24 protein-coding genes are annotated in these 26,099 nt (G+C 60.6%); 10 read left to right on the top strand and 14 right to left on the bottom strand.

Annotation, left to right across the window (positions count from 1 at the left end; genetic code table 11):
- Positions 1-27: 27 nt before the first annotated feature.
- Positions 28-957, bottom strand: a complete 930-nt coding sequence (locus KJF94_RS20495; RefSeq protein ID WP_214378310.1) for an AraC family transcriptional regulator — start codon at positions 955-957, stop codon at positions 28-30.
- Between the two features lie 334 nt (positions 958-1,291).
- Here KJF94_RS20495 and KJF94_RS20490 point away from each other — a divergent pair, with 334 nt between their 5' ends.
- Both KJF94_RS20490 and KJF94_RS20485 read left to right on the top strand, forming a co-directional pair.
- The gene (locus KJF94_RS20490) at positions 1,292-1,645 is read left to right on the top strand and encodes a putative quinol monooxygenase (protein ID WP_214378308.1); all 354 of its coding nucleotides are present in this window, start codon (positions 1,292-1,294) and stop codon (positions 1,643-1,645) included.
- Positions 1,646-1,686: 41 nt separating this feature from the next.
- Entirely contained in the window at positions 1,687-1,917 is a 231-nt protein-coding gene (locus KJF94_RS20485) for a hypothetical protein (RefSeq protein WP_214378306.1), read from the top strand.
- Here KJF94_RS20485 and KJF94_RS20480 read toward each other — a convergent pair whose 3' ends face one another.
- From KJF94_RS20480 to KJF94_RS20460, 5 genes are all read right to left on the bottom strand, one after another.
- Positions 1,918-2,547: a flavin reductase family protein gene (locus tag KJF94_RS20480; RefSeq protein ID WP_214378305.1), complete on the bottom strand. Its 630-nt coding sequence runs from the start codon at positions 2,545-2,547 to the stop codon at positions 1,918-1,920. It lies immediately after the preceding gene.
- A 242-nt stretch (positions 2,548-2,789) separates the two neighbouring features.
- Complete coding sequence (locus KJF94_RS20475; RefSeq protein WP_214378303.1) at positions 2,790-4,112, bottom strand: MFS transporter; 1,323 nt, start codon at positions 4,110-4,112, stop codon at positions 2,790-2,792.
- A 311-nt stretch (positions 4,113-4,423) separates the two neighbouring features.
- Entirely contained in the window at positions 4,424-5,749 is a 1,326-nt protein-coding gene (locus KJF94_RS20470; protein WP_214378301.1) for a sigma-54-dependent transcriptional regulator, read from the bottom strand.
- Positions 5,743-7,509, bottom strand: coding sequence for an ATP-binding protein (locus KJF94_RS20465; RefSeq protein ID WP_214378299.1), 1,767 nt, complete (start codon positions 7,507-7,509; stop codon positions 5,743-5,745). The genes KJF94_RS20470 and KJF94_RS20465 overlap by 7 nt, the downstream gene beginning before the upstream one ends.
- 249 nt (positions 7,510-7,758) lie before the next feature.
- Positions 7,759-9,282, bottom strand: coding sequence for a fumarate hydratase (locus KJF94_RS20460; protein ID WP_214378297.1), 1,524 nt, complete (start codon positions 9,280-9,282; stop codon positions 7,759-7,761).
- 475 nt (positions 9,283-9,757) lie between these two features.
- Here KJF94_RS20460 and KJF94_RS20455 point away from each other — a divergent pair, with 475 nt between their 5' ends.
- The 3 genes from KJF94_RS20455 (at position 9,758) to KJF94_RS20445 (ending at position 12,673) form a co-directional block, all read left to right on the top strand.
- Positions 9,758-10,864 carry a GGDEF domain-containing protein gene (locus KJF94_RS20455; RefSeq protein ID WP_214378295.1) on the top strand — a complete coding sequence of 369 codons (1,107 nt, stop codon included), beginning with the start codon at positions 9,758-9,760 and terminating at the stop codon, positions 10,862-10,864.
- Entirely contained in the window at positions 10,857-11,792 is a 936-nt protein-coding gene (locus KJF94_RS20450; RefSeq protein WP_214378293.1) for an iron-sulfur-binding ferredoxin reductase, read from the top strand. Before KJF94_RS20455 ends, KJF94_RS20450 begins: the two co-directional genes overlap by 8 nt.
- A 131-nt stretch (positions 11,793-11,923) precedes the next feature.
- A complete protein-coding gene (locus tag KJF94_RS20445; RefSeq protein WP_214378291.1) occupies positions 11,924-12,673 on the top strand; it encodes an enoyl-CoA hydratase-related protein in 750 nt (249 codons plus the stop codon).
- A 202-nt stretch (positions 12,674-12,875) separates the two neighbouring features.
- Here the strand turns inward: KJF94_RS20445 and pyk are convergent, their stop codons facing one another.
- Positions 12,876-14,327, bottom strand: a complete 1,452-nt coding sequence (gene pyk / locus KJF94_RS20440; protein WP_214378289.1) for a pyruvate kinase — start codon at positions 14,325-14,327, stop codon at positions 12,876-12,878.
- 157 nt (positions 14,328-14,484) lie between these two features.
- On the opposite strand from pyk, the gene KJF94_RS20435 reads away from it, so the two are divergent.
- Positions 14,485-14,862, top strand: a complete 378-nt coding sequence (locus KJF94_RS20435; RefSeq protein WP_214378287.1) for a tetratricopeptide repeat protein — start codon at positions 14,485-14,487, stop codon at positions 14,860-14,862.
- Between the two features lie 240 nt (positions 14,863-15,102).
- Positions 15,103-15,462 (top strand): PilZ domain-containing protein, encoded by a 360-nt coding sequence (locus KJF94_RS20430; RefSeq protein WP_214378285.1) that lies wholly within the window; start codon positions 15,103-15,105, stop codon positions 15,460-15,462.
- 57 nt (positions 15,463-15,519) lie between these two features.
- On the opposite strand, the gene KJF94_RS20425 is transcribed toward KJF94_RS20430, so the two are convergent.
- The 6 genes from KJF94_RS20425 to KJF94_RS20400 form a co-directional block, all read right to left on the bottom strand.
- Positions 15,520-16,851, bottom strand: a complete 1,332-nt coding sequence (locus tag KJF94_RS20425; RefSeq protein ID WP_214378283.1) for a DUF58 domain-containing protein — start codon at positions 16,849-16,851, stop codon at positions 15,520-15,522.
- Between the two features lie 202 nt (positions 16,852-17,053).
- The gene (locus KJF94_RS20420) at positions 17,054-18,055 is read right to left on the bottom strand and encodes an AAA family ATPase (RefSeq protein ID WP_214378281.1); all 1,002 of its coding nucleotides are present in this window, start codon (positions 18,053-18,055) and stop codon (positions 17,054-17,056) included.
- A complete protein-coding gene (locus KJF94_RS20415) occupies positions 18,052-19,215 on the bottom strand; it encodes a DUF4350 domain-containing protein (protein ID WP_214378279.1) in 1,164 nt (387 codons plus the stop codon). The genes KJF94_RS20420 and KJF94_RS20415 overlap by 4 nt, the downstream gene beginning before the upstream one ends.
- The gene (locus tag KJF94_RS20410; RefSeq protein WP_214378277.1) at positions 19,212-20,756 is read right to left on the bottom strand and encodes a DUF4129 domain-containing protein; all 1,545 of its coding nucleotides are present in this window, start codon (positions 20,754-20,756) and stop codon (positions 19,212-19,214) included. Before KJF94_RS20410 ends, KJF94_RS20415 begins: the two co-directional genes overlap by 4 nt.
- Positions 20,743-21,720, bottom strand: a complete 978-nt coding sequence (locus tag KJF94_RS20405; protein ID WP_214378275.1) for a stage II sporulation protein M — start codon at positions 21,718-21,720, stop codon at positions 20,743-20,745. The genes KJF94_RS20410 and KJF94_RS20405 overlap by 14 nt, the downstream gene beginning before the upstream one ends.
- The gene (locus tag KJF94_RS20400) at positions 21,717-22,442 is read right to left on the bottom strand and encodes an RDD family protein (RefSeq protein WP_214378273.1); all 726 of its coding nucleotides are present in this window, start codon (positions 22,440-22,442) and stop codon (positions 21,717-21,719) included. Before KJF94_RS20400 ends, KJF94_RS20405 begins: the two co-directional genes overlap by 4 nt.
- A gap of 184 nt (positions 22,443-22,626) precedes the next feature.
- Here KJF94_RS20400 and sbcB point away from each other — a divergent pair, with 184 nt between their 5' ends.
- A complete protein-coding gene (gene sbcB, locus KJF94_RS20395; protein WP_214378271.1) occupies positions 22,627-24,057 on the top strand; it encodes an exodeoxyribonuclease I in 1,431 nt (476 codons plus the stop codon).
- Positions 24,058-24,146: 89 nt separating this feature from the next.
- Here the strand turns inward: sbcB and mvaT are convergent, their stop codons facing one another.
- The gene (gene mvaT / locus KJF94_RS20390) at positions 24,147-24,524 is read right to left on the bottom strand and encodes a histone-like nucleoid-structuring protein MvaT (protein WP_007933316.1); all 378 of its coding nucleotides are present in this window, start codon (positions 24,522-24,524) and stop codon (positions 24,147-24,149) included.
- A 340-nt stretch (positions 24,525-24,864) separates the two neighbouring features.
- Here mvaT and purU point away from each other — a divergent pair, with 340 nt between their 5' ends.
- Positions 24,865-25,713, top strand: coding sequence for a formyltetrahydrofolate deformylase (gene purU, locus KJF94_RS20385; RefSeq protein ID WP_017340494.1), 849 nt, complete (start codon positions 24,865-24,867; stop codon positions 25,711-25,713).
- An 85-nt stretch (positions 25,714-25,798) separates the two neighbouring features.
- Positions 25,799-25,990 carry a hypothetical protein gene (locus KJF94_RS20380; protein WP_214378269.1) on the top strand — a complete coding sequence of 64 codons (192 nt, stop codon included), beginning with the start codon at positions 25,799-25,801 and terminating at the stop codon, positions 25,988-25,990.
- Positions 25,991-26,099 lie beyond the last annotated feature (109 nt).

The following is a 26,099-nucleotide window of genomic DNA, read 5'->3' as shown; positions in this document are numbered from 1 at the left end:
GCTCCTACAGGGTTTGTGTGAATCCTGTTACACGGTCAACCGCAACCGCGCCAAATCCCGCAACGGCGGCGCCCCGAACAACCGGCTGTACTCCCGGCTGAACTGCGACGGGCTTTCATACCCGACACGATACCCCGCCGCCGACGCTTCCAGCCCTTCCGCCAGCATCAACCGCCGCGCTTCCTGCAAGCGCAACTGCTTCTGATACTGCAACGGACTCATCGCCGTCATGGCCTTGAACCGGTGATGCAGCGTCGACACGCTCAAATTCACTTCCTTGGCCAAATCATCGATGCGCAGCGGCTGCTCGTAATTGCCGTTGAGCCACTTGATCGCCTGGCTGATGCGGTGGCTCTGGCTGTTGGCGATGGCAATTTCGTACAACCGATAGCCCTGCTGACTGCGCAACAACCGATAGAGAATCTCCCGACGAATCAACGGTGCGAGCATGGCGATGTCTTTCGGTGTGTCCAGCAGTCGCGCCAGGCGCAGCACCGCGTCGAGCATCGCCGTGTCGATTCGTTCGACATACAAACCGCGACCGGTAGGGCGGGTCGGCACGCCGAGCGGGCCGGCGTCGGCAATCAGCGCGGTGATTTCCGCCGGGTCGATGTCCAGCCGTACCGAGAGGATCGGTTCTTCCGACGTGACGTTCACGATCCGCCCGCTCAGGGGCATGGAAACCGACACCACCAGATAATTCAGCGGATCGTAATTGAAGAATTCGTCGGCCAGCCTGACCTCTTTGCGCCCCTGCGCCATGATGCACAACGCCGGTTGCGCCAGCACCGGCGCGAAGTCATGGGACTTGCTGTGTTTGCCCAAAAACAGAGAGCCGACGGCGGTCGCATAATTGCCATCCTCCGTGGTGTTGCGACGAATGATGGCCGCCAGTTCTGCGCGCTGTTTCTCCATGTCGGCGTCCAGCGGGGCTTGAAAGTGATCGAGCGACGACATGCAGGGCATCCTCGGCGAAGCAGTGGGAATGAGCTGAGCTTAAATTTGTGCAAGGCGCAGCGGTAGACACATCCTGCGAAAAGCTTGCCTGATTCTGCACGGGGTTGCGCAGGCGGGTGGCTCTGGCTGCTTAGCGCAGGGAAAACTTGCTCGAACCTCGTGTTTCAGCCCCGTGACAGGTTTTACACATTGTTACAGGTGCTGAAGGCAGCTTCGCAGGATTGTGCAACAAGCCGGCAGGAATCGACTAACGGGGCAGCGTGCGGGCGCTTAACCTTGGATCCTGTCGCAGCCCGTCCCACGGCTGCCACTCGAGTACCTGGGAGGGTTGAACATGTCTACGCAGATCCCCGTCAGTCATATGGCCTTTGTCCGCGCCCGCGCCGGGCGTTCGGCGGAACTCGGTGCGCGTCTCAGCGCCTTGATCGAACCGTCGCGCACTGCGCCAGGCTGCCTGAGTTTTTCCCTGCAGCATTCGCAATGCGATCCCGAATTGTGGCTGGTGTCCGGTTTCTGGACCCATCAGCAAGCCATGACTGCCTATTTCAGCACCCCGGCCATGGAGGTTTTCGCCGAGCTGGTGCAGGAACTGGTGGTCAACAGCCTGGATTTTCATACCTTCAAAGAGGTGTCGGCCGTCCAGGCGCTGGGCCAGACCCAGTCCTGGGTACACAAAATGGCGGGTTGAGGGTTTAATGGCTCGACTTTCCATCAGCCAGGATCCGCGACATGGCACGCAAAGCCTTTGAAACCTTCGAAGCCGTATCCGCCGTAGTCCCCCGCGAGGGCGGTTACTACGCGGCGATTGCCACCAAAGCCATCGGTGGCTCGGGCGCACCGCGCTTCAACAAATTGCTGGAAGAACAAACCTTCAAGACCGCCAAAGAAGCGGACGAGGCTGCCGCCCTGCAACTGACGCACCTCAAGGGCGTCGGCGAAGACGGCGAACTGATCTGGTAATTACTTGACCGCTCCCGGGCGGAACATCTTGAACAATGCCTCAGGCCCCAGCTGAAAATAGTCCGCTGGCCCGCCGCCGCGCAGAATCGGTTCTGCCGCGGCGGTGTCGTACACGCCATCTTTCAACAGCCACTTGGCAATGTGCACGGCCACCACTTCGCCGAGAATCAGCCAGCTCGGCACCACATTGCCGTCGGCGCGTTGCAACTGGATGATCTGCGTGACCTTGCACTCGAAGGACACCGGGCTTTCGGCAACCCGTGGCACCTGAATGACTTTCGACGCCACAGGCGTCAGCCCGGACAATTCGAACTCGTTGACCTCCGGCCCGACCATCGCGCAGCTCTGGTTCATCTGATCGGCCAGTGGCCGGGTCGCCAGGTTCCAGGCGAATTCGCCGGTCTGCTCGATATTGTTCAGGCTGTCTTTGCGCCCGACGCTGGAAAACCCGATGATCGGCGGAATGTAGTTGAACGCGTTGAAGAAACTGTACGGCGCCAGGTTCAGGCGGCCGTTGGCATCCTGCGAAGAAATCCAGCCGATGGGGCGCGGGCCGACGATGGCGTTGAACGGGTCATGCGGCAGGCCGTGGCCGTTGGCGGGTTCGTAGTAGTGGATGTCGTCGGGCATGGAGGGATTCCTGAGCTGAATTCTGGATGCGCCAATAGTGCAAGGACGACCACCTAATTTCCAGTCGCCGCTATCCCTGTAGGAGCGAGGCTTGCCCGCGAAGGCGGCCTGAAGTTCAACATCGTGGTTGACTGACACACCGCCTTCGCGGGCAAGCCTCGCTCCTACAGGTTTTGTGTCTATTCAAAAGAAAAGGGGCAGACCTGCGAAGGTCTGCCCCTGTTTTTGTTGCGCTGGCGGACTCAGTCCGTCTCGATCCGCGAATGCTTGCGGGTGTCTTTCATGGTGATGTACACCAGCAACGACACGGCAATGCACGCGGTGACATACCAGTAGTAACCGGTTTCCATGCCGATGCTCTTGAACCACAGCGCGATGTATTCAGCGGTGCCGCCGAAGATCGACACGGTCAGCGCATATGGCAAGCCAACGCCCAGTGCGCGGATTTCAGTCGGGAACAGCTCGGCTTTTACTACCGCGTTGATCGAGGTGTAGCCGCTGACGATGATCAGCGCCGCCATGATCAGGAAGAACGCGCCCCACCACGACTGGATGGTGTGCAGGGTGGTCAGGATCGGCACGGTGAACAGCGTGCCGAGGATACCGAAGGCAATCAGGATCGGCCTGCGGCCGACTTTATCCGACAGCCCGCCGATGATCGGTTGCAGGCACATGAACAGGAACAACGTGGCAGCGGAAATGGTGGTGGAGTCGGAGATGCTCATGCCGACGGTGTTCACCAGGTATTTCTGCATGTACGTGGTGTAGGTGTAGAACGCCAGGGTGCCGCCCATGGTCAGGCCGACCACGGTCATCAGTTCCTTGGGGTGGCGCATCAAGGTGCGCATCGCGCTTTCTTTTTTCTCTTTCTTGACCTTGGTGAACGACTCGGTCTCTTCCATGCCACGACGCAGGTACAGCGCGACCACGGCACACAGTGCGCCGATGGCGAACGGGATGCGCCAGCCCCAGGCATACAGCTCTTCGGTGGTCAGGAAGTTTTGCAGCACGATCAGCACGCCCAGAGCGATGAGCTGGCCGGAGATCAGGGTCACGTACTGGAAGCTGGAGAAGAAACCGCGACGGTCCTTGGTCGCCATCTCGCTGAGGTAGGTGGCCGAGGTGCCGTACTCGCCACCGACCGACAGGCCTTGCAGCAGACGAGCGAAAATCAGCAGGATCGGCGCGCCGATGCCAATGGTTTCATAACCCGGGCTCAGGGCGATCACCAGCGAGCCGAAACACATCAGGTACACCGAAGCCATGAGCGCTTTCTTGCGACCAGCCTTGTCGGCGTAGAGGCCCATCAGCCAGCCACCGATCGGGCGCATCAGGAAGCCCACGGCGAAGATCGCGGCGGTGTTCAGCAGTTGGGCGGTGGTGTCGCCTTTGGGGAAAAAGGCCTTGGCGAAGTACAGGGAGAAGGCGGCGTAGACGTACCAGTCGTACCACTCGACCATGTTGCCGACCGAGCCGCTGAAAATCGATTTGATGCGACTGGCGGTGGTTCTTTCTTTAGCCGGCACGGCAGCCGACCCAAGGGGCAGGGCGTTGGAGTTATCCATTGAAGGATCCTTCGTTTAATTGTTTTTGTGGAGCGCGTTAAAACGCAGCCTGCGGGGGCTATAGCAGGAGGTGTGCCAATCGAGAGAGGGCCGGTTTAGAGGGGGGAGGGGTATTTTTTGAGCGGAAATCCGCTTATTGGAAATTGAGGGTGAGCGGATAATCGCTTATCTGGCTTGTGCGTTTGTATTGTTTGTACCGGCCCCTTCGCGGGCAAGCCTCGCTCCTACAGGATTTGTGTCGTTTGCAATGTTTCCGAGCGACTGGAAACCTGTAGGAGCGAGGCTTGCCCGCGAAGAGGCCCGTCCAAACGCTACAAAAACATCTCTCTGCTCAACCCATGCCGCTGCATCTTTTCATTGAACGTACGACGCGGCAGTTGCAGCTCTTCAAGCACTGCCTTCACATCGCCCTTGTGTCGGGTCAACGCCGCGCGCAGGCAATGCGCTTCAAACGCTTCCTGCTGCGCTGCCAGCGACTGCCCCGGATCGACGCCCGCAGGTGCGGGCTCACCCAGCCCCAACACCTGCCGCTCGGCCACATTCGCCAGTTCACGCACATTGCCCGGCCAGTCGTGGCTCAGCAAATGGCTCAACTGCGGGCCGCTCAGCGGCGGGAATGTGCGCCCCAATCGTTCGGCAGCGCTTTGCGCAAACGACTCGAACAGCAACGGAATGTCTTCACGCCGCTCACGCAACGGCGGCAAGCGCAACTCGGCGACGTTCAGCCGATAGGCCAGATCCTCGCGAAAACGCCCGGCCCGCGCCTCATCCAGCAGATCGGGTTTGGTCGCAGCGATGATCCGCAAGTCCACGCGAATGCTCTGATTGGAACCCAACCGCTCAAGCTTCTGTTCCTGCAACACCCGCAACAATTTCACCTGCTGGGCCAGCGGCATGCTTTCGATTTCATCGAGAAACAGCGTGCCGCCATCGGCGTATTCGAGCTTGCCGATGCGTTTGCCCTGAGCGCCGGTGAACGCGCCGCTCTCGTGACCGAACAGCTCGGCCTCGAACAACTGTTCGGGAATCGCCGCGCAATTGAGCGCGACAAACGGCTTGCCGGCGCGCGGCCCGAAATCGTGCAGGCAACGGGCAACCAGCTCCTTGCCGCTGCCGGTTTCACCACGGATCAACACGTTGACCGGCAACGCCGCCAGGTCCAGCACTTGCCGACGTAGGGTCTGCAGGCCACGGGACACACCGAGCAGCGTCGCGTCGAGTTTGGCGCGGTTGTCGGCCTGCTCATGCAAGGCGCGGTTTTCCAGCACCAGTCGGCGCTTGTCCAGCGCACGGCGCAGGCTGCCAAGCAGGGTTTCAGGGCTGAAAGGTTTTTCGAGAAAGTCGTAGGCGCCATCGCGCATCGCATCGACGGCCATCGGCACGTCGCCATGGCCGGTCAGCAGAATCACCGGCAAGTCGGCATCACGGCGCTGAACTTCGGCCAGCAGTTCCAGCCCGGTCATGCCGGGCATGCGCACGTCGCTGAGGATCACGCCGGGGTAATGCGCTGGCAGTCGCGCCAGGCATTCATCGGCGCGGCTGAACAGTTGCACCTCGAAACCCGACAGGCTCAGCCATTGTTCGACGGCGCTGCGGATGCTGCTTTCGTCGTCGACCACCATCACTGAATTCAGCATACGCCAGGCGCCTCTGGGTCGATGGGCAGGGTGAGTGTGAACACCGCGCCGTTGTCGTGATTGTCGGCGCTCAGGCGTCCGCCCGATTCGTGAACAATGGCAAAGGATACGGCCAGACCGATGCCCAGGCCATCGCCCACCGGTTTGGTGGTGAAAAACGGATCGAAGACTTTCGCCAGGTTTTCTTCGGCGATGCCACTGCCGTTGTCGATGACGCTCAGGCGCCACAGTTGTTCGTCGGCTTCGAGGCGAATTTCCAGGCGTCTGCAGGGTTTATCCTGCATCGCATCCAGTGCATTGCGCAGCAAATTGATCAGCACCTGTTCCAGACGAATCGCATCGCCGCGCACCCACGCCGGGCGCGTCAGGTGCAGCACCGTGCTGACCTGTTCATCGCGCAGGCGAGTGTCGAGCAGCTCAAGCGATTGGTCCACCACCGCCGCCAGGTCCAGACGCTCGCGCAAGCCACTGGGGCTTTTGCGGGCGAAGGTTTTCAGGTGGCCGGTGAGGGCGGCCATGCGCGTCAGCATGTCGTCCACCGGTTTCAGTGCCTTGTAGGCGTCGTCGACCCGGCCGTGATCGAGCAACAGCCGCAGCGTCGCAAGCTGCATGCGCTGGGCGGTCAACGGTTGATTGATTTCATGGGCCAGCGCCGCCGACATCTGGCCGAGGGCCGCGAGTTTGGCCGATTGCACCAGACCGTCCTGCGCCGTGCGTAAATCGCGAGTGCGTTCCTCCACCAGTTGTTCAAGTTCTTCGCGACTGCGCTGGCGCATTTTCGCCAGACGCCAGCGCTGGTTGAGAAACAGCAGCAGAAACACCAGCGTCAGCCACAGGCCGGCAGCGGCGAGTGCGGCGTTGCGACTGTCTTCGAACGCCACCTGCGGGCGGCGCAGCAGGTGCAGTGTCCAGTCTTCGGTGGTCAGCGGCAGGGATTCCCACAGGTAATCCGTTTTGCCATCCGGGCCATCGACCCGCGCGAGCTCACTGTTGTCGTCGAAGCGGCGCAGCGATTGATAGTCCAGCAGCGTCAGCGGTTGCTTGTCGTATTGGCGGGTGGCCTTGAGCTCGACGTGATCGCTGTCGCTCAGTGGTTTCAATTGGCGATAGCGCCAGCCCGGCTGATTGGCGATGAAGATGATTCCGCGTGCATCGCTGACCAGCAGCGTATCGCTGCCCTGACGCCATTCGCGTTCCAGTTCCGGAAACTCGAGTTTCACCACCATCGCGCCGAGAAACTGCCCGTCGTCACCCGTGACGGCGCTGGACAGGAAGTAACCGGGAATCCCGCTGGTCACTCCCACCGCATAAAAGCGCCCGGTGCCGTGGGTTCGGGTCTGGCTGAAGTAGGGACGAAAACCGTAGTTGTGGCCAACGTAACTGCTGGGCAAACGCCAGTTGCTCGCCGCCACGGCGAGGCCGGTGTGATCGAGCAGTTCCAGGGTCGAGGATTGCGCGGCACCGTTGATCTTTTCCAGTTTGCGATTCAGCACGTCCTGTTGCTCAGGCGTCACCGGACCGTTAAGCGCCGAACGCAACTCCGGGTCCAGCGCCAGCACGGCAGGCAGGGCGCGGTAACGTTCGATCAGGGTGTGCAGGGACGTGGCGTACAAGCCCAGTTGCTGATTGGCGCGGGCCGCGTCCTCCACCAGGGCCTGACGCTCTGCGTGGCGGATGGCCCAGGTGGCGGCGAGGGCTGCACCGGCGAGGATAAGAAAGGTGTACAGCGTCAGGCGCAGGGTGCGAGAAGACTCAGACATGCCGGGCATTACACAATGTTTACGGAGGGGCCGCACCATAACATGGGCTTCCCCATTCCTTGTAGGAGCGAGGCTTGCCCGCGAAGGACTCGAGACCGACGCGTTTAATCAGGATAAACGCGTAATCGTTCACGTCCTTCGTCGGAACGCCGCCCGGAGCAAGCTTCGCTCCTACGGGAGGGATGCGTGGCAATAAAAAAGGCGACAGGAGCATGACCACTGTCGCCTTTTCTTTGTCAGCCGAAGCGCTTACTGCACTTCTACCGCCAGGCTTTCACTGATCTTTTTCTGCCAGATGGCAGGACCGGTGATGTGTACCGATTCACCCTTGCTATCAACGGCAACGGTGACCGGCATGTCTTTCACGTCGAACTCGTAGATCGCTTCCATGCCCAGTTCGGCGAATGCCACCACACGGGATTTCTTGATCGCTTGCGCCACCAGGTAAGCCGCGCCGCCGACGGCCATCAGGTAAACGGCCTTGTGGTCCTTGATCGCGTCGATTGCGGTCGGGCCGCGCTCGGATTTGCCGATCATGCCCAGCAGGCCGGTTTGCTCGAGGATCTGACGGGTGAACTTGTCCATCCGCGTGGCGGTGGTCGGACCGGCAGGGCCCACCACTTCTTCGCGCACCGGATCAACCGGGCCGACGTAGTAGATGAAGCGACCTTTGAGGTCTACCGGCAGGGTTTCACCCTTGTTCAGCATCTCGACCATGCGCTTGTGCGCGGCGTCGCGGCCGGTGAGCATCTTGCCGTTGAGCAGGACGGTTTCGCCCGGCTTCCAGCTCTGCACGTCTTCCGGGGTCAGGGTGTCGAGGTTGACGCGACGGGCCGACGGACCGGCTTCCCAGACGATTTCCGGGTAGGCGTCCAGCGGTGGCGCTTCCAGCGAAGCCGGGCCGGAACCGTCGAGCACGAAGTGTGCGTGACGGGTGGCGGCGCAGTTCGGGATCATGCACACCGGCAACGAAGCGGCGTGGGTCGGGTAATCCATGATCTTCACGTCGAGCACGGTGGTCAGGCCACCGAGGCCCTGGGCGCCGATGCCCAGTTGGTTGACCTTTTCGAACAGCTCCAGGCGCATCTCTTCGATACGGTTGGACGGGCCGCGCTTTTTCAGCTCGTGAATGTCGATGGACTCCATCAACACTTCCTTGGCCATGACCGCGGCTTTCTCGGCGGTGCCGCCGATGCCGATGCCAAGCATGCCCGGTGGGCACCAGCCGGCGCCCATGGTCGGAACGGTCTTCAACACCCAGTCGACGATCGAGTCGGACGGGTTGAGCATGGCCATTTTCGACTTGTTCTCGGAACCGCCGCCCTTGGCCGCCACGTCCACTTCCACGGTGTTACCCGGAACGATGGAGTAGTGGATAACGGCCGGGGTGTTGTCCTTGGTGTTTTTACGAGCGCCCGCCGGGTCGGCGAGGATCGAGGCACGCAGGACGTTTTCCGGCAGGTTGTAAGCCTGGCGCACGCCTTCGTTGATCATGTCGTCCAGGCCCATGGTGGCACCATCCCAACGTACGTCCATACCCACGCGGACAAACACGGTGACGATGCCGGTGTCCTGGCAGATCGGGCGGTGGCCGGTGGCGCACATGCGCGAGTTGATCAGGATTTGCGCCATCGAGTCACGGGCCGCTGGCGATTCTTCGCGCAGGTAGGCTTCGTGCATCGCCTGGATGAAATCAACGGGGTGGTAATAGGAAATGAACTGCAGGGCGTCGGCAACGCTCTGAATCAGGTCGTCTTGCTTGATCACGGTCATGAGTCGCGCTCCTCTAAAAGACGGGAACATTCAATAAGGTGCTTGCAGCTTGGGTGCATCGGTCGGTTGCAAGCACCTTTCAAGGCACGCCGGGCATGCTGGCGCGACGCTAAAAAGGCGCGGCAGTATAACGCGCCTCGCAGGCGGGCACACGCGCCGGCAGTCAATCGTTGGTCGCATACCGCCCACATCCGAACATTTGGAGGTGAAGGTCTTTTGTGGCGAGGGAGCCTGCTCCCGTTCGGCTGCGTAACAGTCGCAATAGATTCAACTGAAAGAGTGCAAGGGGCCGCTTCGCTGCCCAGCGGGAGCAAGCTCCCTCGCCACAGGATTCTTGCAAGATTGGGTCATGGCATTGACGCCAGTTTTATGCTTTGAAAATTGAATGGTCATTTGTCAGACACGCCACTAAAGTGGCATTCGGTCTGTAGAGTAGGACACTCGGTCAGCCTCCTTTCGCACGGTGAGTCAACGATTGACCCATAACGCCATCCAGCGCCTTTTGCTCAAACGTTTTGCCCTCGCAGCCGGCACCTACGCCCTGGCTTTACTGCTGCTGTGGCTGGCGTTTTTCACCGGCCATTACGATGAACCCCTGGCCAATGTCGCCGTCGGCAGCGCGCTGGTGGTCATCAGCCAGGCGACGTTGTTTGCGGTGTTTTACAGCGGCTGGAACCTGCGGTTTTCCGACCCCAGCCTGACCGAAGCGCAAGTATTGCTGGGGCTGGGTTGGCAAACCTGGCTGGTCGCCAATCTGGATGAGGCCCGTGGCGCGTTTCTGGTGTTCTACGTGCTGATTCTGCTGTTCGGGCTGTTTCATCTGTCGCGCCGGGCCTTTGTGCGGTGCGCGTTGCTGGTGTTTTTCAGTTTCAGCGCGATTACGCTGTGGGAGGGCTACCACTTCCAGTTGGCCGACCCGGCGCTGGCCGCGTTGCAGGTGTGCGTGCTGTTTATTGTGCTGGTCTGGCTGGAGCTTTACGCCCGCTACGTCCAGGCCTCACGCCTGCGGATGCGCCAGCGCCGTTTCGCCTTGCAGGCGCATCAGGACACCCTGCGCGGAATGATGCGCCAGCTCGAAGACCTGGTCGCCACCGACGAGTTGACCGGGCTGTTCAACCGTCGGCATTTCCTGCGCCTGGCCTCACGCGAACTCAACGCCATGGAGCTCGGCGTGGTGCATGGCCTGGCGCTGATCGACCTCGACCATTTCAAACGCATCAACGATGTGCACGGCCACGCTGCCGGCGATCAGGTGCTGCAAGCGTTTGCCGGTGTGGCCAGCGCCTGTCTGCGTGAGGGGGACGTGCTGGCCCGTTATGGCGGCGAAGAGTTCGTGGTGCTGCTGCCCGATTGCGGCCCTGAACGCCTGACGTCCTGCTGTGAGCGGTTGCGCATTGCCTTCACCGACGTCGAGTTGATCGGCCTGAAAGTGGGCAACCTCAGTCTGTCGGCGGGCATGACCCTGCTGGAGCTGGGTGACGATCTCGACGATGCCTTGCAGCGTGCCGATCAGGCGCTCTATCGCGCCAAACGCGACGGCCGCAATCGTTGCGCGGCGGCGTGGGAGAACGTCGATGCCTGAGTTGCGTGTCGGCGATCGTCAATGGTCGGTGGCGCCTGGCAGCAACCTGCTTGATGCGTTGAATCAAAACGGTGTGTCCGTTCCTTACAGCTGTCGCGCCGGCAGTTGTCATGCGTGTCTGGTGCAATGTACGCAAGGATTGCCGAGCGACAGCCGGCCCGATGCCCTGAGCGCAGAGCAGCGTCAGCAAGGCTGGCGCCTGGCGTGCCAGTGCCAGGTGGTCGAGGATTTGCAGGTGCATGCCTTCGACCCGCAAGAGGACGGGCGTCCGGCCGAGGTCGCCGCCGTCGATTGGTTGAGCAGCAGTGTTTTGCGTCTGCGCCTGACGCCACAACGCCCGTTGCGTTACAGCGCCGGACAGCATCTGGTGTTGTGGGCCGGGAACGTGGCGCGGCCTTATTCCTTGGCCAGCCTGCCGGAAGAAGACCGCTTTCTGGAGTTCCATCTCGACTGTCGCCAACCCGGCGAATTCAGTGATGCCGCGCGTCAGTTGAAAATCGGCGATCCGCTGCGTCTCGGCGAATTGCGCGGCGGGGCCCTGCATTACGATCCGGACTGGCACACCCGGCCACTCTGGCTGATGGCCGCCGGCACCGGGCTGGGCCCGTTGTTTGGCGTCTTGCGCGAAGCCCTGCGTCAGGATCACCAGGGCGCCATCCGCGTGATTCACCTCGCCCATGACGCCGATGAGCATTATCTGGCCAAACCTTTGCAGGCCATGGCCGCCAGCCGCCCGAACCTCAGCATCGAACTGTGGACACCGACCGAGTTGCCCGCGGCTTTGGCGCAACTGCGGCTTGTTTCGCGACAAACCCAGGCCTTACTCTGCGGATCCCCCGACAGCGTCGATGCCTTTGCCCGGCGGCTGTACCTGGCGGGACTGCCGCGCAATCAACTGCTGGCCGACGTCTTCCTGCCTCGCGGTTGAGCGCTGATTTTGTGGCGAGCGAGCTTGCTCGCGCAGGGCTGCGCAGTGGCCCCAAAATTTTGTGGACGCTGCGCACTCAAGTGGGAGCAAGCACCCTCGCCACAGTTGATACCCTCAGATCAGGACACGCCATGACCGATGCCATCCAGATTGAACGCGAACGCGGCCTGCTGACCCTGCGCCTGAACCGCCCCGACAAGAAAAACGCCCTGACCCGCGCCATGTACAGCCATCTGGCCGAAGCGCTGAAACAGGCTGACACCGATCCCGAAATCAATGCCGTGCTGATCACCGGTTCTGCCGAGTGCTTCACCGCCGGCAACGATATCGCCGACTTCCTGCAGCAACCACCGAGCAACCTGGATAGCCCGGTGTTTCAGTTCATGCTGACCTTGCTTGAATGCCGCAAACCGGTGATCGCCGCGGTGGCGGGTGCGGCGGTGGGCATCGGCACGACGATGCTGCTGCATTGCGACCTGGTGTATGTCAGCCGTGATGCCCGGTTGCGCATGCCCTTCGTCAATCTCGGCTTATGCCCGGAGTTCGGTTCCAGCCTGCTCCTGCCTCGATTGCTCGGGCATGCCAAAGCGGCGGAATTGTTGCTGCTCGGCGAAGGTTTTAGCGGTGAACAAGCCGCCGAGTGGGGCATTGCGACCGAGGCCTTGGGCAGTGGCGAAGCGGCGTTGGCCAAGGCGCGGGAGATGGCGCTGCGGTTTGAGTCGCTGCCACCGGAAGCGGTTCGCATCAGCAAGCAATTGATGAAAGCGCCGGACCGGGAACTGCTGCGCAAAGTGATCGAAGAGGAGGGCGCGTTGTTCACCCAACGGCTGCGTTCGCCGGAAGCGGTGGCGGCGTTGTCGGGGTTTATCAACCGACATTGAGTTTTCGCTGGATGGACGGGCCTCTTCGCGGGCAAGCCCCACATGGACCGGTGTTGTTCACAAATCATGTGACCACCACAAAAACCTGTGGGAGCGGGCTTGCCCGCGAAGGCGTCAGTCCAGGCAACACATCTTCCGGATCAGAAACCAAAAAGCCCCGCCATTCACATGGCAGGGCTTTCTTTTTTCAGCAACCGGTCACTCAGACCTGCGGATCGCCAACGTGCAGGATTTTCATCCCGTTGGTGCCGCCGGTGGTGTGGTAGCTGTCGCCCTTGGTCAGGATGACCCAGTCGCCTTTCTCCACGACGCCGCGCTTGACCAGTTCGTCGATCGCCTTCTGGCTGACTTCGTGTGGCTCCAGCGAGGCCGGGTCGAACGGAATGGTGTACACGCCGCGGAACATCGCCGCGCGGGCCTGGGCTTCGCGGTGTGGTGTGAACGCGTAGATCGGCACCGAAGATCGGATGCGCGACATGATCAACGGCGTGTAGCCACTTTCGGTCAAGGCAATGATCGCCTTCACGCCCGGGAAGTGGTTGGCGGTGTACATGGCCGCCAGGGCGATGCTCTGGTCGCAGCTTTCGAAGACCTTGCCGATGCGGTGGCTGGAGGTCTTGCTGGTCGGGTGCTTTTCAGCGCCTACGCAGATACGCGCCATGGCCTGGACGGCTTCCAGCGGATACAGACCGGCAGCACTTTCGGCCGAGAGCATCACGGCGTCAGTGTAGTCGAGCACGGCGTTGGCTACGTCGGACACTTCGGCGCGGGTCGGCATCGGGTTCTGGATCATCGACTCCATCATCTGGGTCGCGACGATCACTGCCTTGTTGTGGCGGCGTGCGTGCAGAATGATTTTCTTCTGGATGCCCACCAGCTCGGCATCGCCGATTTCCACACCGAGGTCGCCACGGGCAACCATGACAGCGTCGGAAGCCTCGATCAGCGCATCGAGGGTGTCGTCGTCAGCCACGGCTTCGGCGCGTTCGATCTTCGCCACCAGCCAGGCAGTGCCGCCGGCTTCGTCGCGCAGTTGACGGGCGTAGTTCATGTCGGCGGCATCGCGCGGGAAGGACACGGCGAGGTAGTCGACTTCCATCTCGGCAGCGAGCTTGATGTCGGCCTTGTCTTTCTCGGTCAGGGCTGGAGCGGTCAGGCCACCGCCGCGACGGTTGATGCCTTTGTGGTCGGACAGCGGGCCGCCGATGATCACGGTGCAATTCAGTTCGGTGGCGGTGGCGGTATCGACGCGCATCACCACGCGGCCGTCGTCGAGCAGCAACTCGTCGCCCACGCCGCAATCTTTTACCAGGTCCGGGTAGTCGATGCCGACCACTTGCTGGTTGCCTTCGGTCAGAGGATGGCTGGTGGAGAAGGTGAATTGATCACCGATCTTCAGCTCGATCTTCTTGTTGGCGAATTTGGCGATACGGATTTTCGGGCCTTGCAGGTCACCCAGCAGGGCAACGAAGCGGCCGTGCTTGGCAGCGAGGTCACGCACCAGCTTCGCGCGAGCCTTGTGCTCGTCGGGGGTACCGTGGGAGAAGTTCAGGCGGGCGACGTCCAGGCCAGCCAGAATCAGCTGTTCGAGAACTTCCGGCGAGTTACTGGCCGGGCCAAGGGTAGCGACGATTTTGGTGCGACGGACGGACATGCATAGACTCCTGAGTTCAAGCGCTGAGTGAGGCTACTATGGTCTTCGGGTGTAGTCATTGTTCATGTGCACTACTTATTCGTTTATATCTTTAAACGAACAATCTTGAAGATTTTGCGCCACGGGTCGATACATAGCTCAAGACAGGAGAACCCCCATGCGATTCGTGCTCATAGCCATTCTTGCCCTCAGTGTTGTGGGCTGCACCCGTTTTTCGATGAACCATCATTTGAATAATGCCTACAGCGCCTATGACCGTGGCAATTGCGAGCAGGTGACGCTCGAACTGTCCAAAGTCGAACGCGCCAGCCGCGCGCGGTCTTATGTGTGGCCGGAAGTGTCGATGCTGCGCGGGTTGTGTCTGGAGCGGCAGAAACTGTTTGTCGATGCGGCGCAAACCTACCAGTTCATTATCGCCTCCTACCCGCAAAGCGAGTACGCCTACCGCGCCCGCGCCCGGTTGGAAACCTTGCAGTCGCTGGGTCATTACCCGCTGCGCAGCACCGCCGCCGTGGTTCGCCCGACCCGGTTCTGATTGCACTCAACGGCTGGCTCACTGACGGTGGTGAGCTATAGTCGATAAACCGGTTTAGAGCCTTGCTGTTAAACCGACGTAACACCTGTGACCGGCAGGAGTAAGCGACAGCGGTTCCACGGACTGTCGCACCGGGATCGGGGAGAGCGCGCCCATTGCCTAGGTCTTACTTGATAAAGGCAGGCCCGTTCCGAAGCATTAGTGCGGTCCTGCTTAAGGGCCTTGCTGGGCGAATTGCGCATGTTCACTGACCGCCGGATCGAGCGGCATCAACTGCCGTATTTTCTGAAAGTGTTCAACAGCGTCACCGATAAACCGATTGGCTTCCTGGGCAATGTCTCTGAAGACGGGCTGATGCTCATCAGTCAGTTGCCAATCATGATCGGCGCCGATTTCGATTTGCGCCTGAAAATCCCCATGGCCGACGGCTGCCAGCAGGTGATCGACCTCAACGGCTGCTGCCTGTGGTGCCATGAAGACGCCACCCCCCACCATTACGACGCCGGGTTCAGCCTGCAACGGGTACCGCCGGAGTATGGGCAATTGGTGGAGGCGCTGAAGCAGTACTTCAGCTTTCAGCCGTTGCCGGCGTCTGCTTGACGACAGCGTTGTTTGATCTGACGCCTACGCGAGCAGTTCAAACCTGCGTCACCGCCACTAAAACACCCCGGCCTTCTTCCATTCCAGGTACCGCGTCACCAGCGCGGCGCCCAGTTCATGAGTACTTGCATCCAGTACCGGCACGCCATGGGCATTCAGCCGTTCATGAAGTTCGGCCCGTGCGTTCAAGAAGTCCACCGTCCCGCAATAGACCAGCGCTTCGGACAAGGTTTGCACGGTTGTCTGACGCAGGCTGTCGAGTACGTTCTCACGCAGGCTCGCGACCAGCACCCGATGCTGCTTGCTCAGGCGTTTGACGGCTGTGAGCAATTCTTCATCGTCTTCGTCCCGCAGGTTGGTCACCAGCACCACCAGCGAGCGGCGTTTTTGCCGGACCAGCAGTTGAGTCGCCGCCGCTTGATAGTCGGCGCTGCGTTGGGTGCTGTTCAGGTCGTAGACCGTGTTGAGCAATACGTTGAGTTGCCCGGCACCTTTCACGGGTGCGAGATAGCGCGGTTGCTCGACGGCAAAGGTGCTGAGCCCCACCGCATCACCTTGGCGCAGAGCAATGTAGCTCAGTAACAGACAGGCATTGAGCGCGTGATCGAAATGCGCCAGTTCCCCATCCTGGCTGCGCATGCGTCGACCGCAGTCGAGCATGAAAATGATTTGCTGGTCGCGTTCGTCCTGGTACTCCCGGGCAATCGGTGTGCGCTGGCGGGCGGTGGCTTTCCAGTCGATCTGGCGCAAGCTGTCGCCTTCGCGAAATTCCCGTAGCTGGTGAAACTCCAGGCCCAGGCCGCGTCGTTGCCGCTGGCGCACGCCGAGCTGGCTGAGCCAATTGTCCACGGCCAGCAGTTGGCCGCCGTAGAGGCGGGCGAAGTCAGGGTACACGCGGGTGTGGTCGGGCACGTTTGGCAGGCGTTTGTCGGACCACAGGCCCAACGGGCTCGGCAGGTTGATTTCGCAGTGTTCAAAGGTGAAGTGGCCGCGCTTGAGTGGACGCAGGCGATAGCCGGTCCGGGTGTGCCTGTCCGGCTGAAGCTCGACTGACAAGGGGAGGTTTTCGAAGGTCAGGCCGTCGGGCACGTGGTCGAAAATCCGGATAGTCAGTGGCTGGGGAAAGTCGTGTTCAACCTCCAGTTGCACTTCGCTCCAACGGCCGAGCGCCAGGCTGCCGGGCATTTGTCTTGTTATTCGGGGCGAGGGCAAGCGTTTAAGGCGGACCGCATCGAGTATTGCCAGGGCCAGTAGCGCCAGCAGCAACCCCCAGTTGATCGACAACAGCGTTGATGGAACGGCGATATCCAGCGCCCGCAATGCACCGAGCACGATGCCAATGGCCAGCAGCAGTGCCAACCAGATCAGGAGCAGGCGCGAGGGTTTCATCTGCGCACACCTTTTGTGGCCAAAGTGCTTTTTGTGGCGAGGGAGCTTGCTCCCGTCGGCCGATCCGCGCCCGGGCGTAGCAGTCGTAAAACAGGTGGGCGCGGTTCGCCTGACATTGCGCGTCGCCCGGTTTTGGGGCTGCTGCGCAACCCGGCGGGAGCAAGCTCCCTCGCCACAGGGTTTGCGTTGAACAGGGATGTGATCACAAGCGCGGCGCCGGTACTTGATCGAGCAATTGCTGCAGCACGTGATCGACCTCCAGCCCTTCGATATCCAGCTCCGGCGCGATGCGTACACGATGGCGCAACACCGCCAGCGCGCAGCCCTTTATGTCATCCGGAATCACGAATTCGCCGCCGCGCAGCAAGGCGCGCGCCCGAGCGCAGCGCACCAGTGCAATGGAGGCCCGAGGCCCGGCGCCGAGGGTCAGGCCGGGCCAGCTACGGGTGGTGCGCGCCAGGCGTACGGCGTAATCGAGGACCTGGTCGTCCAGCGGCAAATCGCTGGCGATGCGTTGCAAGGCCAGCACGTCCTTGGCTTGCAACACGGTGCGCAGCGGTTGCACGTCGAGCATGTCGGCCCGGGTCGAGCGGCTGACCTGGCGCACCATGTCCAACTCCTGATCGGCGTCGGGGTAGTCCATGCGCACCTTGAGCATGAAGCGGTCCAGCTCGGCTTCCGGCAGGGGATACGTGCCTTCCTGTTCGATGGGGTTTTGTGTGGCGAGCACCATGAACGGCTGCGCGATGGGCAGGGCACGGCCTTCGAGAGTGACCTGGCGTTCCTGCATCGCCTCAAGCAACGCGGCCTGGGTTTTCGCGGGGGCGCGGTTGATTTCGTCGGCGAGCAGCAAGTTGGTGAACAACGGACCTTTGCGCAGTTTGAATTGCTCGGTCTGCAGGTCGTACACCGCGTGCCCGGTGACATCGCTGGGCATCAGGTCCGGGGTGAACTGGATGCGCGCGAATTCGCCGCCGAAGCAGCGGGCGAGGGCGCGGACCAACAAGGTTTTGCCCAGCCCCGGCACGCCTTCGAGCAGCACATGGCCGCCGGCAATCAGCGCGGTGAGTACATCGTCGATCACCGTGTTCTGGCCGATGACGGCTTTTTGCAATTCAGCTCTTACCGCTTGGGCCAACTGACTGGCGCGCTGGCGTTGCTGCGCGGCGTGGCTCGGTGCGCTGGGCTCGATCTGTTCACTCATAAGGCGTTCCTCAAGGTTTGCAGGTGGGCGACCTGACGACTGAATTCAACGCTGGACAGCCGTTGCTTCGGTCGCGGGCTCATGGCCTGGCTGATAGCGCGTGTGGGTTGGCCGGTCAGGCGTGCGAGCACCAGCCATTGTTCGGCGACGCCGAGTTGTTCGAAACCGGGATGACGGCGCCGCACCCGGCGCAGGATGTCGTGCTGCAAGGCTTGCAACAGGCTGGCTTGACCGGTGCGGCGCCACATGAAATCGGCGCTGGCGCGCAGGTGCTCGTGGAGTTGCCGACGGGCTTTAGGGGCGGGTTCGATCAACGGGCCATGGCGCACGCCGACATGCCAGAGACCCAGGCCGATCAGGGCGATGAGGGCAACCAGCGCCTGTGGGAAATAGCGCAGTAACAAGGTCAGCACGCTGTCGTGGTCGGTGTTGAACAGCAGGGTCACGTTCGTGTCCGCGGTCAGGTACCACAGCAGCCAGGCGTTGTCGTACTGGTCGATGGCCGGGGTTTTCCACAGGTCGGCGTCGGTGACGACGATGATCGAACCGAGCCCGTGGTTCAGTTGCATCATGTGCGTGGCCTTGCCGCTGTTGGCCCAGGCTTGCGCGAGATTTTTCGGGTCTTCGAGATGGAACGCGGTATCGAAGGTGGCATAGGCCGGCGCGTCTTCGTCCTCAAGGTACAGCTTGGTCAGTTTGGGGTAGGGATCCTTGCCGATGTCGGGCGGCGGGTCCTTGAGGTCTTTGCTCAATGACTGGTGCACCTGGACCCGGTCGAGCAACAGGTCATTGCTCTGGCCCAGTTTTTCATTCCACAACGACTCGGCGATGAATAAAAGACGTCCTCCGGCGCGTGTCCAGTTCAGCACTTGATCGATCTGGCGCGGGGTCATGCCGGAGCGGTCGCCGAGCAACAACAGGCTGCGTTGCCGAGGCTCCAGCGTGGGCAGGATGTCCAGGCTGTTGGCATGGCTAACGGTCAGGCCCTGTTTGCGCAGGAAATGTTCAGCGGCCAGATAAGGGTTGGCCTGGGCTTCGGGCGACGGGCCGTGATCGATGTCTGCCTGATAGGGCGTCGCCCTGGCGTAGAGATAAAGACTCAACGCGCCCAACAGCACGGCGATAAGCACCCCGGCGACCAGCCACAATCGCCGGTTCAAGGCGTAGCCCCCGGACCGAACAAGGTCCGCCAGCCGTCACACAGTTCCTGTTGCAAATGCGCCGCTGGCAGGCGATGCCCGTAGGCCATGTTCTGCCAGTGCCCGGTCAGGTTTTTGCTGAAGGCCAACAGGGCGGGTTGTTGCAGTTGTTCGACGCGCTGCAGCACCTGGCCTTCGGTGTCGGCGGGTTTCAGCGCCATGTTGTAATCGTGCAGTAAGTGGCTGAGCAAGGCGCGATAGAGCAACCCGAGCGCCTCGCGAGGGTTGGATTGCCAGAGACTTTCGGCGCTGGCGGCAATGTCGTGGGGCAGGGTTTCGCGGCTCAGTTCCAGGCCGAAAGCTTGCTGCGGTAACGGCCGCGCGACTTTACCCTTCAACGCCGGTCGACGACTGACGAAAGCCTGCAACCACTCCCGGTAACGCCAGATCAACACACCGATCGCGCCGATGACTGCGCCCCACAGCACCACTTCAATCAAGGTCGCCAATGCGCCGAAGCGCTGGTTATCAAGCAACTTGAGCAGGGCCTTCAGCCATTCGGGTTCTTCGTCATCGTCCGGGGTCTTGGCGGCGGGTTTGTCCTCTCCAAAGCGATAGCGCGTGACCGTTTCCTTGTTCTTGAACGGGGGCTGATCGAGGATCGCCTTGATGCTGTCACGGGACGCCTGACTGGTCAGTGGCTGGTCCAGCAGACGCGGACTGTCAGGGGAAATGGCCGGCTCGGCGGCCCAGACGTTTTGCCCGGTTGGCGCCAGTAGAAAAGCCGCCAGCAGCAGGGTGAGGGCTGCTCCGCTCAAGTGTTGGCGCAGGCGGCGGAACACCAGTTCGATGTCCCAGGCTTCCAGCACCGTGCGCCGGTTCAGATAGAGGCTGAAGCCGCAGGCCACGTAGATCGGTTCCCACACCACCAGCACCAACACGTAAAACCCGTTGGTCAGGTGCTCCAGCCAGCGCCAGTCCTGTGTGGCGGCGGACAGCAATGTCTGCCAGCTCCAGTCGAGTTCGACTTGTGGCGGCAGAAGCAGGTAGAACAGCACCATCAGGCCGATCCACAGCGCACTTTCCAGATGCACGCCGATGATGGTCAGCCAACGCGCCGCCCCTCCGTCGCGTTGCAACAACACCTGCAAACGCTGTTGTCGTGCCAGACCACTCAAGCCTTCGAGTTGCACCACCGGCAACAGGAAACTGCGACTCAGGCTCAAGCGGCGCCAGGTCAGGCTGGCCAGCAATTGTGGCTTGAGCAGGCGTGGCCATTGGCGCAGCGCCTGTTTCAGTGTGGGCGTTTCACCGAACATCGCTTTGGACAGGATGTACAGCGGCAGGCGCTCGAACGCCGGTTTCAGCCACCAGAAGATAAACGCGGCGAGGGAGGGGGAATCCCACAACAGCAAGGTGAGCAGGGCGAAAACCGGCAAGGTCACGATGGCCCAACTGGTCATCAGCAGGCGTCGGTGCCGCTGGCTCAGCAGCACGCCCAGGTCCATGGCTTCCCAGGTGGTTCGAGGGCGGATCACCACGGTCGCGTCACTCAGGCGCATGGCGGGTCCGTCCGGCAAACAGCAGATACATCGCTACCAAAAACCACAGCGTCGCGCCGACCAGATACTTGGTCATCGGTGCAGGGCCGGTCAAGGACGACCAGTAGGCTTCGATAAACGCCGCGATCAACAGAAACAGCATGACCCCGCAAATCAGCAGCACACTTTTGCGCGCCGCCACACGCAAGGCTTCGGCGCGGGGCAGTCGTCCCGGTGCAATCAAGGCCCAGCCCAGTTGCAGGCCAGCGGCACCCGCCAGGGCAATGGCGCTGAGTTCGAAGGCGCCGTGGCCGATCACGAACGACCAGAAGGTTTGTCCGTAGCCGATCTGAGTCAGGTGCCCGGCCACCGCGCCGATCATCAAACCGTTGAAGAACAGGAAAAACGCGCTGCCCAGGCCAAACAGCAAACCGCTGGCAAAGGTCTGAAAGGCAATGCCGATGTTGTGCATGATGTAGAAACCGAACATCACCCAGTCTTCACTGGCCGCCCGTTCCGCCGAGCGCCCAAGGTGGCCGGCGACAGGGTCGTACATACCTTGCATTTCGCTGACCTGTTCGGCCGGGATCAGGTTGTAGACCAGGTCCGGGAACAGATACACCAACAATGCAAAGCCGATCAGGCTGCCAAAAAACATCAGGCTGGCGGCAAGCACGAAACGCCACTGCTCACGTACCAGTCGCGGGAAATCCGCCAGGATGAAACCCAGCGCGTTGGCACCCAGTCGGCTGCGATGCTGATAAAGCTGTTGGTGCCCGCGCAGGACCTGTTGCTGCAACGAGTCGATCAGAAAACTGCTGTAGCCGCGTTCCTGGGCAAGCGCCAAATGCTGGCAGAGCCTTCGATAATCTTTCGGGAAACTGGCGATCCGTGAGGTGTCCTTGTTCCGTTCCAGCCTGTCGAGCAAAAGGGAAAATTGCGCCCATTCAGCCTTGTGGCGATTCTCGAAAAGACTTTGCTTCATGCGGGGCCCAACAAGCCGCGGGCGATGCCGTTGAGTTCCGCCACGGCGCGTGGCGCTGAAACCTTCAACGGTTGCGCGAGGATGGACGCGAGTTCCGTGACCCGCGCTTCGGAGAGTTCGCCCTGGCGTTCGGCAAACCCGAGGATGGCGCGTTGCTCGGGCAGCGTCAGGGCAAACGACGGACGCCGTGGCTCGGCGTCAGGCAGTTGCGGCCGGGTGATCGGTTGTTCGCGGTAGATCACCAGCGTGCCGGCGGCCAGGTCGCCGAGGCGTTTGAAGCTGGGGTGTTGCAGGCAACTGATGACGCCGAGGAAATAGCCGAACGGCAACAGGTCGACAAAGCGCAGCAGGTTGCGCAACAACGAAGCGGACCAGCCGATTGGCGTACCGTCGTCCTGCACCACACGCAGGCCCATCCATTGCTTGCCCGGCGAGCGCCCCTGATTGAGCACCTCGAACAGCACCATGTACCACCAGCTCACTACGAACAGCAGGATCGAGCCCAGCCCGGCGCCGAGTTTTCCCAGAAACGCGAGGACAATAAACAGCAGACCCAGAATCAACCCGCGCAGTCCGAGGTCGATGGAGAACGCCAGCGCACGCACCATCAGCCCCGCCGGGCGCAGTGGCAAGTCGATGCCTTCCGGCGTTTCAACCTGATACCGCGTATCCAGTGGCGGGGACAGCGTCGCTTTCCTTGGCAGTGCTGTGGTCTCGAGCATGGGCAACCTGATGATGTGGCCTGATCGGGATTCTCTGTGCGGCCGATGCTAGCAGCCTCTTGGGGGGAAACGACATAACTATGTATTGCACGGTGCGTGGCCAGAGGTGGTTGAATGCAAGATTGCTGGCCGGGGCGGGATGCAAACGCCTAGACTTCGCCGATCTTCAGTTCAGGAATAGCCCGTGACCTCGATCTTCTGGTACGACTATGAAACCACCGGCATCAACCCCCGATGCGACCGTCCGCTGCAAGTGGCGGGCCTTCGCACGGATTTCGATCTCAATGTCATAGACGAGCCGGTCAATCTTTACTGCCAGCCCAGTGAGGACATCCTGCCGCATCCGGCGGCCTGCGCGATCACTGGCATCACACCAGGCCAATTGAGCGGGCACGGTTTGAGCGAAGCCGATTTCATGACCCGAGTGCACGCCCAACTGGCGGCACCGGGCACCTGTGGCGCGGGGTACAACACCTTGCGTTTCGATGACGAGATGACTCGTTACAGCCTGTATCGCAATTTTTTCGACCCCTATGCCCGCGAATGGCAGGGCGGCAACAGCCGTTGGGACCTGATCGATGTGGTGCGTGCGGCGTATGCCTTGCGTCCGGATGGCCTCGTCTGGCCCAAGGATGACGAGGGGCGGGTAACGCTCAAACTCGAACGCCTGACCGCCGCCAACGGCATCGATCACGGCAATGCTCACGAAGCGCTGTCGGACGTTCGCGCAACCATCGCGCTGGCCCGTCTGATTCGGGAAAAACAGCCAAAGCTGTACGACTGGCTGTTTCAGTTGCGCGGTAAACAAAAGGTGATGGATCAGATTCGGCTGTTGCAGCCGATGGTGCACATTTCCGGGCGCTTTTCGGCGGCACGCAGTTATGTCGGCGTGGTGCTGCCGCTGGCCTGGCACCCGCGCAACAAGAATGCATTGATTGTCTGCGACCTGCACCTGGATCCCCAGGGCTTGCTTGATCTGGACGCCGACGCCTTGCGCCAACGCTTGTATACCCGACGCGATGATCTGGCCGAGGGCGAATTGCCGGTGCCGCTCAAGCTTATCCACATCAACAAATGCCCAGTGGTCGCGCCCCTGTCGGTACTTCGTCCCGTTGATCAGCAACGCCTGGGGCTGGACATGGCGTTATATCAGGAGCGCACGCTGCGGCTAAGTGACGCACAGCAAGTTTGGCGAAATAAAGTTCAGGCCATTTATGCCAGCGAGGATTTCACCCAGAGCCAGGACCCCGAGCAACAGTTATACGATGGTTTTTTTGGTGATCGGGACCGGCGTCTTTGTGAGCAAGTCCGAGCGGCTGATCCGGCGCAATTAGCAAAGGAACAATGGCCTTTCGATGATGAACGTTTACCCGAATTATTGTTTCGATATCGAGCGCGTAACTTTCCCGATACGTTGAATTTCGAAGAGCAAGAGCGTTGGCGAATATTCTGTCAGCAACGTTTGTCAGATCCCGAGTGGGGAGCGCCCAATACGCTGGAGACTTTTGCAGAGGCCGCAGCCCAATTGAACATTACGGCGACATCGTTCCAGCAAGGGGTGCTCAACGAGTGGAACAATTATGTCCAGGTATTGCGCAAACGTTTGAATCTTTGAAAATGATAAATACCCGGCACTGAATGCCAGGCATAAAAAAACGCCAGCGTTTGCTGGCGTTCTTTTTTTGCAGCGAAAAGCGTTGCGGCTTAGCCCAGCAGGGTAGCCCAGCCTTCAACCACGTCACCGCCCCACTTGGCTTTCCACTCTTTCAGAGTTTTGTGGTTGCCACCTTTGGTTTCGATGACTTCGCCGTTGTGCGGGTTTTTGTATTGTTTAACTTTGCGAGCACGCTTGGTGCCAGTAGTTTTTACTGCGCCGCCACGTGGTGCCTTGGTTTTGGATTCTGGATCCAGCAACGCGATGATGTCACGCAGGGACTTGGAGTATTCGCCCATCAGGGTGCGCAGTTTGCCTTCGAATTCCAGCTCGGTTTGCAGTTTGTCGTCTTGGGACAGGTTCTTCAAACGGGCTTGCAGCTCTTTGATAGCTTCTTCGGTGGCACGATATTCGTTGATCAAGGACATGGGGACTACCTTATGTTAGGGCGCTGGATGGCAGGGGACAGTGCGGCAATAATAGTCATGGTGTTTCATCAAGTAAACATTAAACCGGAGTTTATTTAAATTAGTTGTCGTGAATAGGGCACATGCGGGATGTGCAGTTAAATAGTGTGACGCAGGTATCACAGATATTCACAATTGAGTACTTGAAGATTGGCAACAAGAGCACCATTGCGCGGGTGAGGGGGCGCTTTCAACGCTTGTGTCAGCCGCCCTCGTGCAATGCAAGGTGTCATCTATACTGCAGTTTTTCCGCGCAGTCGCTAGAATGGCGGCCTTTGCGAAGTTCTGGAGTTTCCCCCCCATGCGCACTTTTCGGCTGGTGATTGCTTGCCCGGACCGCGTCGGCATCGTTGCTAAAGTCAGTAACTTTCTGGCGTCACATAACGGCTGGATCACTGAAGCGAGCCATCACTCGGATAATCTCAGTGGCTGGTTCTTCATGCGTCACGAAATTCGAGCCGATTCGCTGCCTTTTGGTATCGAGGCCTTCCGCGAAGCGTTCGCGCCGATTGCCGAAGAGTTCTCGATGAACTGGCGCATTACCGATACCGCGCAGAAAAAACGCGTGGTATTGATGGCCAGCCGCGAGTCTCATTGCCTGGCCGACTTGCTGCACCGCTGGCACAGCGATGAACTGGACTGCGAAATCTCCTGCGTGATTTCCAACCATGACGATTTGCGTAGCATGGTCGAGTGGCACGGTATTCCTTACTACCACGTGCCGGTCAATCCACAGGATAAAGAACCGGCGTTCGCCGAAGTCTCGCGCCTGGTCAAACAGCACGAAGCCGAAGTGGTGGTACTTGCCCGTTACATGCAGATCCTGCCACCCGAGTTGTGCAGTGAATATGCGCACAAGGTCATCAACATTCACCACAGCTTCCTGCCGTCGTTCGTCGGCGCCAAGCCCTATCACCAGGCTTCCCTGCGTGGGGTGAAGCTGATCGGTGCGACGTGCCACTACGTCACTGAAGAGCTGGACGCCGGCCCGATCATCGAGCAGGACGTGGTGCGTGTCAGCCACAGTGACAGCATCGAAGACATGGTGCGTTTCGGGCGTGATGTCGAGAAGATGGTGCTGGCTCGTGGTCTGCGTTATCACCTGGAAGATCGGGTGCTGGTGCATGGCAACAAGACTGTAGTGTTCTGATACCCGCACGGCACGGTTGAAATTCGAAGGGCCTGGGCGTTCAATCGCTCAGGCCCTTCGCCGTTTCTGCACTGAGGATTTGACCATGGCTGATCCACTGGACAAAGCCACCTCCAAAGCCCCCGCCACATTGGGGGAGGGGTGTTTGAGCCGCTACGATCCGGATGACTTGAGCCCTGAAGATGGGACGGAGTTTCCGGGGGCGGTGGAGTTGTGGGAGGAGTTGCATCCGGATTCTGACCCTGAAGGAACTGGATTGCCGGTGAAGCGGCCTTGAGGTTTGGCGCGGGGCCGCTTTGATTGTGTACATATCCGTTTTTGCGGTAACGGCTGCTATTGGTTCCGCTCTTACAGCGGGTTACTTGGAGAAGCGCCAAGTAACCAAG

Origin of the sequence: Pseudomonas hormoni, from assembly GCF_018502625.1 — a bacterium.
Lineage (GTDB): Bacteria > Pseudomonadota > Gammaproteobacteria > Pseudomonadales > Pseudomonadaceae > Aquipseudomonas > Aquipseudomonas hormoni.
Note: the sequence above shows the minus strand (reverse complement) of the source record. Positions and strands in the feature narration are given on the sequence as shown.

Coding starts and splice junctions, on each gene's coding strand:
- KJF94_RS20495 (WP_214378310.1), bottom strand. CDS start 957: ATGTCGTCGCTCGATCACTTTCAAGCCCCGCTGGACGCCGACATGGAG.
- KJF94_RS20490 (WP_214378308.1), top strand. CDS start 1,292: ATGTCTACGCAGATCCCCGTCAGTCATATGGCCTTTGTCCGCGCCCGC.
- KJF94_RS20485 (WP_214378306.1), top strand. CDS start 1,687: ATGGCACGCAAAGCCTTTGAAACCTTCGAAGCCGTATCCGCCGTAGTC.
- KJF94_RS20480 (WP_214378305.1), bottom strand. CDS start 2,547: ATGCCCGACGACATCCACTACTACGAACCCGCCAACGGCCACGGCCTG.
- KJF94_RS20475 (WP_214378303.1), bottom strand. CDS start 4,112: ATGGATAACTCCAACGCCCTGCCCCTTGGGTCGGCTGCCGTGCCGGCT.
- KJF94_RS20470 (WP_214378301.1), bottom strand. CDS start 5,749: ATGCTGAATTCAGTGATGGTGGTCGACGACGAAAGCAGCATCCGCAGC.
- KJF94_RS20465 (WP_214378299.1), bottom strand. CDS start 7,509: ATGTCTGAGTCTTCTCGCACCCTGCGCCTGACGCTGTACACCTTTCTT.
- KJF94_RS20460 (WP_214378297.1), bottom strand. CDS start 9,282: ATGACCGTGATCAAGCAAGACGACCTGATTCAGAGCGTTGCCGACGCC.
- KJF94_RS20450 (WP_214378293.1), top strand. CDS start 10,857: ATGCCTGAGTTGCGTGTCGGCGATCGTCAATGGTCGGTGGCGCCTGGC.
- KJF94_RS20445 (WP_214378291.1), top strand. CDS start 11,924: ATGACCGATGCCATCCAGATTGAACGCGAACGCGGCCTGCTGACCCTG.
- pyk (WP_214378289.1), bottom strand. CDS start 14,327: ATGTCCGTCCGTCGCACCAAAATCGTCGCTACCCTTGGCCCGGCCAGT.
- KJF94_RS20435 (WP_214378287.1), top strand. CDS start 14,485: ATGCGATTCGTGCTCATAGCCATTCTTGCCCTCAGTGTTGTGGGCTGC.
- KJF94_RS20430 (WP_214378285.1), top strand. CDS start 15,103: ATGTTCACTGACCGCCGGATCGAGCGGCATCAACTGCCGTATTTTCTG.
- KJF94_RS20425 (WP_214378283.1), bottom strand. CDS start 16,851: ATGAAACCCTCGCGCCTGCTCCTGATCTGGTTGGCACTGCTGCTGGCC.
- KJF94_RS20420 (WP_214378281.1), bottom strand. CDS start 18,055: ATGAGTGAACAGATCGAGCCCAGCGCACCGAGCCACGCCGCGCAGCAA.
- KJF94_RS20410 (WP_214378277.1), bottom strand. CDS start 20,756: ATGCGCCTGAGTGACGCGACCGTGGTGATCCGCCCTCGAACCACCTGG.
- KJF94_RS20405 (WP_214378275.1), bottom strand. CDS start 21,720: ATGAAGCAAAGTCTTTTCGAGAATCGCCACAAGGCTGAATGGGCGCAA.
- KJF94_RS20400 (WP_214378273.1), bottom strand. CDS start 22,442: ATGCTCGAGACCACAGCACTGCCAAGGAAAGCGACGCTGTCCCCGCCA.
- mvaT (WP_007933316.1), bottom strand. CDS start 24,524: ATGTCCTTGATCAACGAATATCGTGCCACCGAAGAAGCTATCAAAGAG.
- purU (WP_017340494.1), top strand. CDS start 24,865: ATGCGCACTTTTCGGCTGGTGATTGCTTGCCCGGACCGCGTCGGCATC.
- KJF94_RS20380 (WP_214378269.1), top strand. CDS start 25,799: ATGGCTGATCCACTGGACAAAGCCACCTCCAAAGCCCCCGCCACATTG.